A 14,410-nucleotide genomic window follows, 5' to 3' on the forward strand; every position below is an offset into this window, starting at 1 on the left:
CCAGGCGGGCGGCGGCGCCCAGCCCCGCGGGGCGGACGGCGGCGGCGCGAACGGGTCGACCGGCGCGGGCCCGGGGCGCTCGTCGGCAGCCCCGGGGCGCTCGCCCGTCCCGCGCTGCCCGGCGGTCCCGTCCCCCGCCCCGTCCCCGGCGCGCTCGTCGGGTCCGGTCACGGCAGGTGCACCGCGGCGGCGAACGTGTCCCACCCGCGGGTCAGGCGGGCGCTGAGCCCCGCGTCGAACTGGCCCTCGGGGAACTGCGCGACCACGGCGGCGGCGCCGCCCGGCCCGGTGCGGGACGACACGACCTCGACCACGGTGTCCCCCGACTGCCAGGCGGCGTGCCACGGCTCGGCGGACAGCAGGTAGACGGTGCGGCCCTCGACGTCGACGGGCTCGGCGGCGGTGAGCGCCGACACGTCGAGCCGGCCGTGCTGCTCGGTGACCACGACGTCCCCGGTCGGCCCGGACAGGTCGACCTCGAGGGTGCTGCCCTCGTCGCGCAGGTGCACGGCGGTCACGGCCCAGCCGTCGGGGACCTGCTCGGGGCAGGTCCAGCCCTCGGCCCGCATCCAGTCCAGGTAGTCCTGCGTCGACGCGCCCGCGGCGGGGCCGGACGTGGAACCGCCCCCGGCGCCGGCGACGACCGGGACGGCGACGGTGCTCGCGTCGCCGAGCAGCTGCAGGGCCTCGGCGGACTCCGTGACCGGGGCGACCGTCGGGCGGTCGCCCAGGAGGAACAGCCCGACGGCGACGACGCCGAGGCCGGTGATCGAGCCGACGGCGGCGCGCAGGCCGCGGCGGGTGGCGGCGGCGGTGGCACCCGGCGCGCTCCCGACGACGGGCCGGTCACCGAGCAGGCGTCGCGAGCCCAGGACGGAGCCGCCCAGGACCGAGCGCGAGCCCAGGACGCCCTCGCCGAACGGGCCGCGGCCGAGCAGCCCCCCGATGCCGGAGCCGGCCGTGGGAGGCGCTCCCGTGAAGGCCGCGGCGCTGCGCACGGCCGACGGCGGGACGAACGGGTCCATCGGGCGCGCCGCGGCGCGGGCCCCCGCGTCCACGCCCGTGGGCACGGGCGCGCCGCCCAGCGCGAGCAGCCGGGCCGTCAGGTCGCCGGCGGGGCGGACGTCGTCGCAGTCGGAGAGCACCCGCCGGGCGGCCCGCGCCGCGGCGAGGTCGGCCGCGCACCGCGGGCACCCGGCGACGTGCGCCAGCGCCCGCTCCGCGGCGGCGGGCCCGAGCTGGCCGTCGACGAGGGCGCTGACCCGGTCGCCGAGGTGCCCGTTCACCGGGCACCCGCCGGGGCCGTCACCTCGGACGAGCGGTCGCCCGCGGGCTCCTGGGCCGCGGCGGCGCGCACGGAGGCCGGCGCGCGGTGCTCGAGCGCCACGCGCAGCCGCGCCCGCGCCCGGTGGATGCGCGAGCGCACGGTGCCGAGCTTGATGCCCAGCGTCACCGCGATCTCCTCGTAGGACAGCCCCTCGATGTCGCACAGCACGACGGCGGCGCGGTACTCGGGGGGCAGCTCGTCGAGGGCGCGCTGGATGTCGACGTCGAGGTTGTCGTGCTCGAAGGCGCGCTCGGGCCCGGCGTCGGTGGCCGGGTAGCGGTCGCCGTCCTCGCCCATCGCGTCCATGCGGATGCGCTGGCGGCGGCGGGCCCCGTCGAGGAACAGGTTGGTCGTGATCCGGTGCAGCCAGCCCTCGAACGTGCCGGGGGTGTACGTGGACAGCGACCGGAAGACGCGGACGAACACCTCCTGCGTGAGGTCCTCGGCGTCGTGCCGGTTGCCGGTCAGCCGGTAGGCGAGGCGGTACACGCGCGCGGAGTGCTCCCGGACGATCGCCTCCCAGGTCGGGGGCTGCCAGTCCGGATCGGGCAACGAGGTCGCCATCCACGTCCTTCTTGCGTCGGGGGCCGCGGGTGCGGCACGAGGTCCCAGGGACCCAGTGTCCCAGGACGCGGGGCCGGGTGCGAACCCGGTCCACCCCTGTCCTCGCACAACGCGCACACGTCCCGCCCGGTTCCCGCGCGAGCGGGTGACGTCGGCGAGCCCGCCCGGCCGCCCGGGGCGCCGCGCCGCCGCGGCCCCCACCGCGCACTAGGCTGGCCAGCGCCCGCGCACGTCCGCGCACCGGCCGCCGCGCGAGCCGCGCACGACTCCCCCGCACGACCCGGAGACCAGGAGGACACCATCGCCACCGACAAGGCCGCGAGCTGGGTCTACGCCGAGGGCTTCGTCCCCGAGGACGACACCCTGCTGCGCGCGCGGGACCGCGCCGGCGAGCTCGGCTGCACGCCGGTGCAGCCCGGCACCGGCGCCGCGCTCACCGTGCTCGCCGCGGCCTCGCGGGCACGGGCGGTGGTCGAGGTCGGCACGGGCGCCGGCGTCAGCGGGCTGCACCTGCTCCGCGGGATGCCGTCCGACGGCGTGCTCACCACCATCGACGTCGAGGTGGAGCACCAGCGCGCGGCCAAGCAGGCGTTCGCCGAGGAGGGCGTCCGCGCCGCACGCACCCGCACGATCTCGGGCCGCGCGCTCGACGTGCTGCCGCGGCTGACCGACGGCGCGTACGACCTGGTGTTCGTGGACGCCGACATCGAGAGCTACCCCGCCTACGTCGAGCGCGCCGTGCGGCTGCTCCGGCCCGGCGGGGTCCTGGCGGTCGACGACGCGCTGTGGCACGACCGGGTCGCCGACCCCGCGCGCCGGGACGAGGCGACGACGCTGGTGCGCGAGACCGGGCGGCTGGTCCGCGAGGACGACCGGCTCATGCCGGCGATGCTCCCGGTGGGCGACGGCCTGCTCGTGGCCGTCCGCCGCTGACGCCACCGGCCCGGGCTCCCGGCCCCTGGACGACGACGGCCGCCGACCCCACGGGGTCGGCGGCCGTCCGCGTCTCGTGCCGGGTCAGCGCAGCGCCGCGAGCCAGCGCAGCAGCAGGCGCGCGCCGAACCCGGTCGCGCCCTCGGTGACCTCGTGCTTGTCGGCCGTCGACCGCGCCGGCCCCGCGATGTCGAGGTGCGCCCAGGTCCGGGCGCCCACGAACTCGCGCAGGAACAGCGCCGCCGTGATCGAGCCGCCGCCGTACTTCGCGTCCTGCGGGACGTGCCGCAGGTCGGCGACGGTGGAGCGCACGGCGTCGGCGTAGTCCTCGACGAGCGGCATCGGCCAGACCGGCTCGCCCGACTCGGCCCCGGCCGCCTCGAGCGCGGCGGTCAGCCGCGCGTCGGTCGCGTACAGGGCGCCGTGCTGCTTGCCGAGGCCCAGGCTCGCCGCGCCGGTGAGCGTCGCGACGTCCACGAGCACGTCCGGGTCGAGCGTCGCGTCGGCCCAGGCCAGCGCGTCGCCGAGCACCAGGCGGCCCTCGGCGTCGGTGTTCGCGATCTCGACCGTGCGCCCGCCCCACATCCGCAGGACGTCGCCCGGCCGGTACGAGGCGGCCCCGAAGTGGTTCTCCGCGAGCGGCAGCACAGCGGTGACCCGGTGCGGCAGCTCGGCGGCGGCCGCGCCGAGCACGGTCGCCAGCGCCACCGCGGCGCCGGCCATGTCGGTCTTCATCGGCACCATCGCCTCGCGCGGCTTGATGGACAGGCCGCCCGTGTCGTAGGTGATGCCCTTGCCGACCACGACGACGTGCTGCGCGCGGCGCGCGGGGCCGCCCGCCGGCCTGGCCGGGTCGTAGGTGACGGTCACCAGCCGCGGGGTCGACGCCGAGCCGCGGCCGACGGCGAGGATGCCGCCGAAGCCCTGGGCCTCGAGCTCGCGCGGGCCGAGGACCTCGACCCGCAGGCCGGCGGCGCGCGCCAGCTCGGACGCCCGGTCGGCGACCCAGGCCGGGTCCTTGGTGCTCGACGGGGTGTTGGCGAGGTCGCGCACGAGCCAGGTGGCCGTCGCGCCGCGCACGGCCTCGTCGAGCGCGGCCTGCACGCGGACGCCCTCGCGGCCGACGACGACGAGCTCCTCCGCCGGCGCCTCCTTCGGGGACGCGGGCGCGCCGATCCGCTGCACGCGGTAGGCGGCGAGCAGGTAGCCCTCCGCGAACGCGCGCACGGCCGGGGGGCCGTCGGCGCCGGGCTCGGTGGCGACGGTGGTCAGCACCCGGCGCAGGCCGCGGGTGGCGCGGGCCAGCGCGGCCCCGGCACGCCGGAGCTCGTCCGGGGTGCCGTCGCCGACGCCGACCAGCACCAGCCGCCGGGGCAGGCCCGCCCAGGGCAGGTCGCCCGTGGCGCTGCCGACGGGGCGCGGGAGCAGCAGCGTCCACGCCTCGCCGGCGGTGCCGGTCAGCCCGGCCCGCTCCGCGAGCTCGGCCAGGTCGATGCCGTACCGCGCCGCCGCGTCGGCGGCGCCGCGGCGCGGCTGGAGGTCGGTGTCGTCCGGCGCCGCCGGGGCGACCGGGACGGCCACCGCGTCGACGCCGGCCTCGAGCAGCAGCCCCGAGGTCGCCAGCGAGCCGGCCGCGAGGCCGACCGCCGGGACCGCGCGGCCGATGCGCACGGCGGGAGGGGTCAGGGAGCGAGCCACGTCGGAAGGGGGTCCCGCGCGGTCAGGAGACGACGGAGGTCAGGGCCTCGCCCAGCTCCTGCGCCTCGGTCGCGTTGAGCTCGACGACGAGTCGGCCACCGCCCTCGAGCGGGACCCGCATGACGATGCCGCGGCCCTCCTTGGTCACCTCGAGCGGACCGTCACCAGTCCTCGGCTTCATCGCGGCCATGCGGGGCTCTCCTTCGCGTCGTCAGCTGGGCGTCCGGGCGCCCGGTCCCTCCGCGTCCGCGGGGGGCGGGACGGGCAGGAGCGGGCCTCCGGCTCCCGGATGTCCAGGCCTCAGTCTAGTTCACCGGGGCGACAAGGCGGGGCCGTCCACGCGCGGCGGGTGCGCCAACCCCCTCGTCAGGCCCCTGTGGCGGCCGCCGGGCGCGGTCCGCCGGCCGTCACGGCGGCCAGCCGGCCGGCGGCACGAACCGCCAGATGTGCCACACCCAGACCACCTGGAGCACGAGCATGAGCACCACCACCGCGCCGGTCCACGCCCACCGCGCCGCCCGCGGGCGGGTGACGAGCCCCGCGGTCGCGGCGCCGAGCGGGAACGCCAGCAGCAGGAACCGCGCCAGGCTGCTGCCCGGCTCCACGGCGGCGGCGAGGTAGAGCAGGTAGGCCGCCGACCAGGCGTGCAGCTCGCGACCCAGCCGCCACGCCGAGGGCGTGACGAGGCACGCGACCACGAACACCCCGGCGGCGAGCACCACCAGCGGCCACGCGTCGCCGAACCAGAACGCCGGCACGTAGGACCAGCCCGCGAACGGCGCGGTGGTGGCCGCGCCGCGCCAGGCCTCCTGGGTCTGCAGGTAGGCGTCGGGCACGCCCGTGACCCAGCCGCAGATCGCGAGCCACGCGAACCCGGACACCACCGCGGCGAGCCCGACCGCGCCGATCCCGGCCAGGTCCCGGCCGCGCGGGCGCTCGCCGGCGGCACGCCACTCCCGCCAGCGCACCAGCGCGTGCACGGCGACGACCACCGCCATCGGCAGCGCGACCGCGCGGGTGAACCCGAGCGCGAGCACCGCGGCGCACGCCCAGCCGTACCGCCGGGTGACGACCGCCAGCAGCGACACGGCGACCAGCAGCAGCGCGAGCGACTCCGTGTACCCGACCTGCAGCACGACGGACGTGGGGAACACGCTGACCAGCAGCACCGTCGCGAGCGGCAGCCCCGGTCGCGCGGCCACGGCGCGCGGCGCCCCGCGGACGACCACGCGGTGCACGAGCAGCACGGCGCCGGCGCCGGCCAGCAGCGACACGGTGGGCGCGACCACGGCCCAGGAGCCCCCCGTGACCGTCATCAGCGCGCGCACCAGGAGCGGGTAGAGCGGGAAGAACGCCCACGCGTTCTGCTGCACCACGCCGTCGGCCCCGACGGGCAGCTGCGCCGGGTAGCCGCCCTCCGCGATCGTCCGGTACCAGGTCGCGTCCCACATGAGGCCCGTGTAGTCGGCGTACCCCGGGGACGCGCCGGTCCAGCCGCTGGCCACCTGCCGGGTGGCGACGACCAGCAGGACGACGGCCGAGAAGGCGCGGGCCGCCGCGTACACGGCGAGCGCCTGCGCCCACCACGGCCAGGTGCGGGGGTCGAGGGCGCGGCGCGCCGGGGCGGCGTCCTGGGCGGCGGCGCTCCCCTGCCCCGCCGTCACGCGAGGCCCCGCATGGCCCGCGCCGGGGGCGCGTCGCCGCGGAGGGCCGCCACCATGTCGACCGTCCGCCGGGTCGCCCGGACGTCGTGCGCGCGGAACACCCGGGCGCCGAGCCACGCCGCGAGCGACGTCGCCGCGAGCGTGCCCTCGAGCCGGTCCGCGGGGGGCAGGTCCAGCGTCTCCCCCACGAAGTCCTTGCGGGACAGGGCGACGAGCACCGGGTGCCCGAGCGCGGTGAGCGCGGCGGTGCGCCGGACCAGGTGCAGCGAGTGCCAGGTGCTCTTGCCGAAGTCGTGCGTCGGGTCCACCAGCACGCTCGCGGGGTGGACGCCGAGGTCGACCGCCCGCGCGGCCGCCGCCCGCAGCGTCGCCAGCACGTCGAGCAGCACCCCGTCCCGCGGGTCGGCGTCGGCGGGCGCGTCGTCCGGCAGCGGGTAGGACACCCGCAGCGGGTCGGTCCGCGGCGGCAGCCCGCCGGTGTGCGAGCAGACCACGCCCAGCCCGCGCTCGGCGGCGACCTCGACCAGCGCCGGGTCGTGCCCGGCCCAGGTGTCGTTGAGCAGGTCGGCGCCCGCGTCCGCGGCGGCGCGCGCGACCTCGGCCCGCCACGTGTCGACGCTGACCAGCAGGTCCGGGTGCCGGCGGCGCACGCGCTCGACGAGCGGGACGACCCGGGCGATCTCCTCGGCCACGTCGACGGCCGGCCCCCGGCCCGCGCGGACGCCGCCCAGGTCGACCAGGTCGGCGCCCTCCTCCTCGGCGCGCGCGACCGCCGCGTCGGCGCCGGCGTCGTCGTACCGGGCGGCGGCGTAGAACGAGTCGGGGGTGCGGTTCACCACCGCCATGACGACCGGGCGGCCGGGGCCGAACCAGCGGCCGCGCAGCAGCAGCGGCGCGCCCGGCGCCGGGACGCCCGCGGGCTCGGCGGGCTCAGCGCCCACCCGCGGCGTCCTCCGCCTCGTCCGCCACCTCCGCCTCGGCCTCCTCCTGCGCGCGCTCGGCCTCGGCGGCCGCCGCGCGCTCGGCGGCGCGCAGCTCCGCCCCGCGGTCGCGCACGATCCGCACGGCCTCCCGCGGGTCGTCCACCAGCCGGATCAGCTCCAGGTCGGCCTCGCGGATCATGCCGCGCTCCAGCACCGGGCCGCGCAGCCAGTCGAGCAGCCCCTGCCAGTAGTCGGTGCCGACCAGGACGATCGGGAACTCCGTGACCTTGTGCGTCTGCACCAGGGTCAGCGCCTCGAACAGCTCGTCGAACGTGCCGAAGCCGCCCGGCAGCACGATGAAGCCCTCGGCGTACTTCACGAACATCGTCTTGCGGGCGAAGAAGTACCGGAAGTTGACCCCGAGGTCGACCCACGGGTTCATGCCCTGCTCGAACGGCAGCTCGATGCCGAGGCCGACCGACAGGCCGCCCGCCTCGGACGCGCCCTTGTTCGCGGCCGACATGATGCCGGGGCCGCCGCCGGTGATGACCGCGTAGCCGGCCTCGGCCAGCAGCCGGCCGACCTCCTCGCCGAGCGCGAAGTCCGGGTGCTCGGGCAGCGTCCGGGCGGAGCCGAACACGCTGACCGCGGGGCCCAGCTCGGCGAGCGCGCCGAAGCCCTCCACGAACTCGCTCTGGATCCGCATCACGCGCCACGGGTCGCCGTGCAGCCAGTCGGCGCCGTCGCCGCCGGACAGCAGCCGCTGGTCGGACGTGGTGGTGGGGATCTGCCCGCGTCGCAGCAGCACGGGGCCCTTGCGGTACCCCGAACCCGGCACGGGAACGCCGTCGTCGCTCATGGCCCCGACTCTACGGTCCGCGGCGGTGCACGCACCGGCGCCCCCGGCGGCGCCCGGGTGAACCCCGCGTGACGGGTCGGGTCAGGCCGTCAGCCAGGCCCGGAGCGCGTCGTGGCACAGGTCGAGCTGCGCGACCGGGAGCCGCTCGTCGTCCTTGTGCGCCAGCAGCGGGTCGCCCGGGCCGAAGTTCACCGCGGGCACGCCGAGCGCGGAGAACCGCGCGACGTCCGTCCAGCCGTACTTGGGGGCGGGCGCGCCGCCGGTGACGCCCAGCACCGCGGCGGCGAACTCGGCCGCGGCGGGGTCGTCCAGCCCGGGGCGGGCGCCGGCGGCCGAGTCGGTGACGACGACCTCGTAGCCGTCGAAGAGATCGCGCACGTGCGCCTCCGCCTCCTCGACGGAGCGGGACGGGACGAACCGGTAGTTCACCGTGACCACGCAGCGGTCCGGCACGACGTTGGTCGCGACGCCGCCGCTGATGAGCACCGCGTTGAGCCCCTCGCGGTACACCAGGCCGTCGACCTCGACGGACGCGGGCTCGTACGCCGCGAGCGCCGCGATGACCGGGGCGGCCCCGTGGATCGCGTTGACACCGGTCCAGGCCCGCGCGGAGTGCGCCGCCACGCCCGGCACCCGGACCTCGGCGCGCAGCGTGCCGTTGCAGCCGCCCTCCAGGCCCGCGTCCGTCGGCTCGCAGAGCACGGCGAAGTCGGCCGCCAGCCAGTCCGGGTGCTCGCGGGCGATCCGGCCCAGGCCGTTGAGCGAGGCCTCGACCTCCTCGTGGTCGTAGAACACCCAGGTGACGTCGCGGGTCGGCTCGGTCAGCGCGGCCGCGAGCGCCAGCTGGACGGCGACGCCGCCCTTCATGTCGACCGTGCCGCGGCCCCAGAGCACCGCGTCGGCGCCCGCGCCCTCGAGCCGGGTCGGCAGGTTGGCGGGGTCCGTGGTGACGGGCACGGTGTCGATGTGCCCGGCGACCACGACCCGGGACGCCCGGCCGAGGTGCGTGCGCGCGACCACCGCGTCCCCGTCGCGCAGCACCTCGAGGTGCGGGTACCCGCGCAGCGCGGCCTCGACCGCGTCGGCCAGCGCCGCCTCGGCGCCGCTCACGGAGGCGAGGTCGCAGACCGCGGCGGTGAGCGTCGTGAGGTCGGCGGTCAGGTCCAGCGGGGTGGTGGTCGTCGTCACGCCCGCGACCCTACCCGCGGACGACCACCCCCTCGCCGACGGCCCCTAGGCTGGACGCCATGACCGACCGCACCGCCTGGGCATGGGGCCTGGCCACCGTCACCGACTCCGCCACGCTGGACGCCTGGTACCCGCAGCCCGCGCTGGGCGACGTGCCCGCCGCCGCGGAGTGCCCCGAGGAGCTCGCGGCCCTGGTGACGACGGACCCGGCGCGCGGCGTGCGCACCGAGACGGTCCTCACGGTCGTCGACCTGGACGCCGAGCCCGTCGACACCGCCGACGCGTACCTGCGGCTGCACCTGCTGTCCCACCGGCTCGCGGCGCCGAACACGCTCAACCTGGACGGCATCTTCGGCGTGCTGCCGAACGTCGTGTGGACCGACCACGGCCCGTGCGCGGTCGACGGCTTCGAGCTGACCCGCGCCCGGCTGCGCGCCGCCACGGGCCGCCCCGTCACCGTGCTCGGGGTCGACAAGTTCCCGCGCATGGTCGACTACGTCCTCCCCGAGGGCGTGCGGATCGCGGACGCCGACCGGGTCCGGCTCGGCGCGCACCTCGCGTCCGGCACCACGGTCATGCACGAGGGCTTCGTGAACTTCAACGCGGGCACGCTCGGCACGTCGATGGTCGAGGGCCGCATCTCGCAGGGCGTCGTCGTCGGCGAGGGCAGCGACATCGGCGGCGGCGCGTCCATCATGGGGACGCTCTCGGGCGGCGGCCGCGAGCGGGTGTCGATCGGCGAGCGCTCCCTGCTCGGCGCGAACGCCGGCCTCGGCGTCTCGCTCGGCGACGACTGCGTCGTCGAGGCGGGCCTGTACCTGACCGCCGGCACCAAGGTGACCCTGGTCGGCCAGGCCGGCGAGGACGGCGCCCCGCGCGTCGTCAAGGCGCGCGAGCTGTCCGGCTCCGACGGCGTGCTGTTCCGGCGCAACTCGCTCACCGGCGGCGTCGAGGCGGTCGCCCGCACCGGCACGGGCATCACGCTCAACGCCGCGCTGCACGCGAACTGACGCCGTGTCCCGCCGCCGCAGCAGCACGGCCTCGCGGCTCGGCTGCGCGGCGCTGGCCGCGGTCGCGCTGCTGGCCGGGGCGGTCGGCGCCGTCGTGTGGGCGCTCGGTGGCACGTCGCCCGCACCCGCGTCACGGCGGTGCACCGCGACCGTCGACGGCACGGCGTGGGGGCTGTCCGCGGACCAGGCCGACAACGCCGCCCTGATCGCCGCGACCGCCGCGCAGCGCGGGCTCCCCGCGCGCGCCGCGACCATCGGGCTCGCGACCGCGCTCCAGGAGTCCCGGCTGATCAACATCGACTACGGCGACCGGGACTCGATCGGGCTGTTCCAGCAGCGCCCCTCGCAGGGCTGGGGCACCGTCGAGCAGATCATGGACCCGGTGTACTCGACCGGGAAGTTCTACGACGGCCTGGTCGACGTGCCCGGGTACACCGAGCTGCCCGTGACCGAGGCCGCCCAGGCGGTGCAGCGTTCGGGGTTCCCGGACGCCTACGCCCAGCACGAGGGCCGGTCCCGCGCGTGGGCCTCCGCGCTGACCGGCTGGACGCCCGCGGCGCTCGACTGCGACCTCGACCCCGCGGCCGGGCCGGGCAGCGTCGACGCCGTGGCCGCGCGGGCGCAGCGGGACTTCGGCGGGGCGGTGTCCGCGGCCCTCGACGGCGCGGCCGACGGGTCGGCGGGGCCGGTCGTGCTGCTCGACGTCGCCGGGCTGACCGCCGCGACCGGCGGCGACCCGGCGCGCGCGTCCTGGGCGGTCGCGCAGTGGGCGGTGGCCGTGGCGGAGCCGCTGGCGCTCGACGCGGTCGAGGTCGGCGACGCCCGGTGGGACCGCGGCGGCGAGGGCTGGACCGCGGGCGGCGCGGCAGCCGACGCGGCCGCCGTCCCGGAGGGCACGGTCGCGCTGACCCTGGCCCCGGCGCCCTGAGGGCCGGCCCGCCCTCGCGCTCTCGCTCCCCTCTCGCTCCCCTCTCGCCGAGATAGGACCTGCCCGCCGAGATAGGACCCTGGACGGTCCTATCTCGGCGCGGAGGTCCTATCTCGGCGGGCGGTGCGGGCGCGGGGTGCGCGGGGTGGGCGGGCGCGGGGTGGGCGGGGCGGGTCAGCGCAGGGACGCGAAGGCCGTGATCTCCTCGCGGAGGCGCTCCGCGAGCTCCGCCAGGCCCTCCACGTCGGCGCCCGCGGCCGAGCCGCCGCCCGCGGCGGCCGCGACCGCGTCGACCTGGCCGGACATGCCCGCGACGATCTCGTCGATCCGGCCGATCGCGCGCCCGGCCTGCTCGGCCACGGCCTGCGCCTCGGCCACCTGCCGCGCGATGTCGTCGGACCGTCCCGCGGAGTCGTCGGCGAGCGCCCGGACCTCCTCGGCCACGACGGCGAACCCGCGCCCGGCCTCCCCCGCCCGCGCGGCCTCGATCGTCGCGTTGAGCGCGAGCAGCCGGGTCCGGCTGGCGATCGCCTTGACCAGCCCGGCGGCCTCGTCGATCTGCCCGGAGGTGTCGGCGAGCTCGCGGACGGTCGCGCGGGAGTCCTGCGCGGCCGCCGTGGCCTGCTCGGCCGCCGCCGCCAGCGCCGCGGCCGAGGTCGCGAGCCGCTGCGCGCTCCCGGCGACCCGCTCCGCGACCGCGACCATCCGCTCGGCGAGGTCGGCCCGCTCGGCCTGGTCCCGGGCGGTGCGGGACGCGGCGCTCTCCAGCCCGGAGCGCGCCCCGTCGATCCGCGCGGCGCCCTCCCGGAACGCCCCCGGCATGCCCCGGCGCAGGAACCGGCGGTGGAACCGGCCCTCGCCCGCGGCGGTCAGCGACGCCTGGGACTCGCGGACGTAGGCGTCGACGAGGTCCGCGAGCCGGTTGAGCGACGCCCGGGCGCGCTGCACGTCGGGGTCGTCCCCGAGCGCGGGCAGCCGCCCCTCGAGGTCGCCGGCCGCGATCCGCTCGCAGAACGCGGCGATCGCCGCCAGCGCGACGGTCGTGCCGTCGTCGGGCGCGGCACCCGTCCCGGCGCTCCGGGGCGACCGGGACCACCGCCGCCCCCGGGTCGCGGTCGCCGGCGGCACCTCCGGACGCACCCGCGCGCCCGGTGCGGCCGGTGCGCCCGGCGCGCCCGGCAGCGCCCTCGTCGTCGTCGCGCTCACGCGGCACCCCCGTCGGCGTCGTCCCGGCCGGCCAGCGACCACACCCACTCGTCGTACGTGACCCCGGCCTCGGCAAGGGCGGCGTCCAGCGCGGCGGCGCCGGCGGCGAGCGCGGCGGGCGTCCCCGTCTCGGCGTCCTCCGCGGCCCGGATCCGGGCGTACAGGTCGCCGACAGTGCGCTGCGTGGCCGGCGGCACCCACCGGCGGTTCGAGTGGTAACCGACCACCCGCCCGCCGGGGCCGCGCGACGCGGTGACGTGCGCCAGCACCCAGTAGTGCCCGCCGTCCGCCGCCAGGTTCAGCACGTACGCGAACAGCTCCTGGCCCGTGGGGATGACGTCCCACATGAGCCGGAACACCGCGCGCGGCATCGCCGGGTGCCGGATGAGGCTGTGCGGGGCGCCGACGATCTCGTCCTCGGCGTACCCGCTCACGCGCACGAACACGTCGTTCGCGTAGGTGACGACCCCCTTGGGGTCGGTCTTGGAGACGATGATCTCCTCGGGCCCGAAGGCCCGCTCGACACCGGTCGGCCGCACCCCGCGTCGCCCCCGCACGGGTCCTGGCCGCCGGCCGCTGCCGCGACGGTGCGCGGCCTCAGTGGGCGACATGCCCCCCGGATCGGCCCGGCTCGTCGGGTTCTGACCGGTTCGTCCGGCTCGATCCGGGGGAAGCGCTCGCCCGTCCGGGCGGTGCTCCGGTCAGCGCTCCTCGACCGGGACGAAGGTCCGCTCCGGGGAGCCCGAGTACACCTGGCGCGGCCGGCCGATCTTGGTCTGCGGGTCGGTCATCATCTCCCGCCACTGCGCGATCCAGCCGGGCATCCGGCCGAGCGCGAACAGCGGCGTGAACATCCGCTCGTCGAAGCCCATGGCCTTGTAGATCAGGCCCGTGTAGAAGTCGACGTTCGGGTAGAGCTTGCGCGAGATGAAGTAGTCGTCGGACAGCGCGATCTCCTCGAGGGTGCGTGCGATGTCCAGCAGCTCGTTGTCCTTGCCCAGCGCGGCGAGGACGGCGTCGGCGCTCTCCTTCACGATGGCGGCGCGCGGGTCGTAGTTCTTGTAGACCCGGTGCCCGAAGCCCATGAGCCGGACGCCCTGCTCCTTGTTCTTCACCCGGCGCATGAACTCGGTGGCGTCGCCGCCGTTCGCCTGGATCTCCGCGAGCATCTTGAGCACGGCCTCGTTGGCGCCGCCGTGCAGCGGGCCGGACAGGGCGTTGATGCCCGCCGCGACCGAGGCGTACAGGTTCGCGTGGCTCGACCCGACGATGCGGACCGTCGAGGTCGAGCAGTTCTGCTCGTGGTCGGCGTGCAGGATGAGCAGCTTGTCGAGCGCGCGCACCACCGTGGGGTCGACGTCGTACTGCTGGTACGGGACGGCGAACGTCATCCGCAGGAAGTCCTCGATGTACCCGCGCGAGTAGTCCGGGTACAGCAGCGGCTCGCCGCGGGAGGTGCGGTGCAGGTACGAGGTGATCGTCCGGGTCTTCGCGAGGATGAGCACGGTCGCGAGCTCGACGGTCGCCGGGTCGAACGGGTCGAGCGACTCGGGGTAGAACGTCGGCAGCGCGTTGATCGCCGACGACATCACGGCCATCGGGTGCGCGCCGGACGGGAACGTGCCCATGAACGTCCGGAAGTTCTCGTGGACGAACGTGTGCCGGTTGATCCGCTCGACGAACGCCTCGAGCTGGTCCGTGGTCGGCAGCTCGCCGTTGATGAGCAGGTACGCGACCTCGAGGAACGACGACCGCTCCGCGAGCTGGTCGATCGGGTAGCCGCGGTAGCGCAGGATGCCGGCGTCGCCGTCGATGTAGGTGATCTGCGACTCGCAGGACGCGGTGTTCATGAAGCCGGGGTCGACGGTGACGAGGCCGGTCTCGCGCAGCAGCGACGACACGACGACGCCGTCGTTGCCCTCGGTCGCGCGCACCACCGGCAGGTCGTGCGGGGTGCCGTCGACGACCAGCTGGACAGGCTCGGTGGTGACGTCGGACATGGCGCTCCTCCTCGGGCGGTGTGCGGGGCTTCGGACCTCGGTCCGGTCCGCGAGGTCGTGCAGGTCAGGTTGCCGGCGGCCGCTGCGGTGCGGGCGCGCGCCACGGGGGT

At 77.2% G+C, this 14,410-nt stretch carries 14 protein-coding genes; 3 read left to right on the top strand and 11 right to left on the bottom strand.

Features of this window, described 5'->3' with window-relative positions; translation table 11 throughout:
* Nucleotides 1-167: 167 nt before the first annotated feature.
* The gene (locus tag J5O08_RS07015) at nt 168-1,286 is read right to left on the bottom strand and encodes a zf-HC2 domain-containing protein (RefSeq protein WP_218706176.1); all 1,119 of its coding nucleotides are present in this window, start codon (nt 1,284-1,286) and stop codon (nt 168-170) included.
* On the bottom strand, nt 1,283-1,891 hold the full coding sequence (gene sigE / locus J5O08_RS07020; protein WP_217615015.1) for an RNA polymerase sigma factor SigE: 609 nt from the start codon (nt 1,889-1,891) through the stop codon (nt 1,283-1,285). Before sigE ends, J5O08_RS07015 begins: the two co-directional genes overlap by 4 nt.
* Before the next feature lie 300 nt (nt 1,892-2,191).
* Here sigE and J5O08_RS07025 point away from each other — a divergent pair, with 300 nt between their 5' ends.
* Nucleotides 2,192-2,824: an O-methyltransferase gene (locus J5O08_RS07025; protein WP_147795860.1), complete on the top strand. Its 633-nt coding sequence runs from the start codon at nt 2,192-2,194 to the stop codon at nt 2,822-2,824.
* An 84-nt stretch (nt 2,825-2,908) separates the two neighbouring features.
* On the opposite strand, the gene J5O08_RS07030 is transcribed toward J5O08_RS07025, so the two are convergent.
* From J5O08_RS07030 to dapE, 6 genes are all read right to left on the bottom strand, one after another.
* Entirely contained in the window at nt 2,909-4,522 is a 1,614-nt protein-coding gene (locus tag J5O08_RS07030) for a leucyl aminopeptidase family protein (RefSeq protein ID WP_308281446.1), read from the bottom strand.
* Between the two features lie 22 nt (nt 4,523-4,544).
* Nucleotides 4,545-4,712, bottom strand: a complete 168-nt coding sequence (locus J5O08_RS07035; RefSeq protein WP_082812748.1) for a DUF3117 domain-containing protein — start codon at nt 4,710-4,712, stop codon at nt 4,545-4,547.
* 217 nt (nt 4,713-4,929) lie between these two features.
* Nucleotides 4,930-6,186 (bottom strand): hypothetical protein, encoded by a 1,257-nt coding sequence (locus J5O08_RS07040; RefSeq protein ID WP_218706177.1) that lies wholly within the window; start codon nt 6,184-6,186, stop codon nt 4,930-4,932.
* A complete protein-coding gene (gene folP / locus J5O08_RS07045; RefSeq protein WP_218706178.1) occupies nt 6,183-7,127 on the bottom strand; it encodes a dihydropteroate synthase in 945 nt (314 codons plus the stop codon). The genes J5O08_RS07040 and folP overlap by 4 nt, the downstream gene beginning before the upstream one ends.
* A complete protein-coding gene (locus J5O08_RS07050; protein ID WP_218706180.1) occupies nt 7,117-7,968 on the bottom strand; it encodes a TIGR00730 family Rossman fold protein in 852 nt (283 codons plus the stop codon). Before J5O08_RS07050 ends, folP begins: the two co-directional genes overlap by 11 nt.
* Nucleotides 7,969-8,049: 81 nt before the next feature.
* On the bottom strand, nt 8,050-9,156 hold the full coding sequence (gene dapE, locus J5O08_RS07055) for a succinyl-diaminopimelate desuccinylase (protein WP_218706181.1): 1,107 nt from the start codon (nt 9,154-9,156) through the stop codon (nt 8,050-8,052).
* A gap of 59 nt (nt 9,157-9,215) precedes the next feature.
* Here dapE and dapD point away from each other — a divergent pair, with 59 nt between their 5' ends.
* Nucleotides 9,216-10,166, top strand: a complete 951-nt coding sequence (dapD, locus tag J5O08_RS07060; protein ID WP_218706182.1) for a 2,3,4,5-tetrahydropyridine-2,6-dicarboxylate N-succinyltransferase — start codon at nt 9,216-9,218, stop codon at nt 10,164-10,166.
* Between the two features lie 4 nt (nt 10,167-10,170).
* Nucleotides 10,171-11,094 carry a hypothetical protein gene (locus J5O08_RS07065; RefSeq protein ID WP_218706183.1) on the top strand — a complete coding sequence of 308 codons (924 nt, stop codon included), beginning with the start codon at nt 10,171-10,173 and terminating at the stop codon, nt 11,092-11,094.
* 174 nt (nt 11,095-11,268) lie between these two features.
* Here J5O08_RS07065 and J5O08_RS21585 read toward each other — a convergent pair whose 3' ends face one another.
* The 3 genes from J5O08_RS21585 to J5O08_RS07080 form a co-directional block, all read right to left on the bottom strand.
* Complete coding sequence (locus J5O08_RS21585; RefSeq protein WP_218706184.1) at nt 11,269-12,300, bottom strand: methyl-accepting chemotaxis protein; 1,032 nt, start codon at nt 12,298-12,300, stop codon at nt 11,269-11,271.
* The gene (locus tag J5O08_RS07075; protein ID WP_308281447.1) at nt 12,297-12,839 is read right to left on the bottom strand and encodes a PAS domain-containing protein; all 543 of its coding nucleotides are present in this window, start codon (nt 12,837-12,839) and stop codon (nt 12,297-12,299) included. Before J5O08_RS07075 ends, J5O08_RS21585 begins: the two co-directional genes overlap by 4 nt.
* A gap of 162 nt (nt 12,840-13,001) precedes the next feature.
* On the bottom strand, nt 13,002-14,300 hold the full coding sequence (locus J5O08_RS07080; RefSeq protein ID WP_147795852.1) for a citrate synthase: 1,299 nt from the start codon (nt 14,298-14,300) through the stop codon (nt 13,002-13,004).
* Between the last annotated feature and the right edge of the window lie 110 nt (nt 14,301-14,410).

It is taken from the genome of Cellulomonas sp. PS-H5, from assembly GCF_019265565.1.
Taxonomy (GTDB): Bacteria; Actinomycetota; Actinomycetes; order Actinomycetales; family Cellulomonadaceae; genus Cellulomonas.

Coding starts and splice junctions, on each gene's coding strand:
- sigE (WP_217615015.1), bottom strand. CDS start 1,891: ATGGCGACCTCGTTGCCCGATCCGGACTGGCAGCCCCCGACCTGGGAG.
- J5O08_RS07035 (WP_082812748.1), bottom strand. CDS start 4,712: ATGGCCGCGATGAAGCCGAGGACTGGTGACGGTCCGCTCGAGGTGACC.
- J5O08_RS07050 (WP_218706180.1), bottom strand. CDS start 7,968: ATGAGCGACGACGGCGTTCCCGTGCCGGGTTCGGGGTACCGCAAGGGC.
- dapD (WP_218706182.1), top strand. CDS start 9,216: ATGACCGACCGCACCGCCTGGGCATGGGGCCTGGCCACCGTCACCGAC.
- J5O08_RS07080 (WP_147795852.1), bottom strand. CDS start 14,300: ATGTCCGACGTCACCACCGAGCCTGTCCAGCTGGTCGTCGACGGCACC.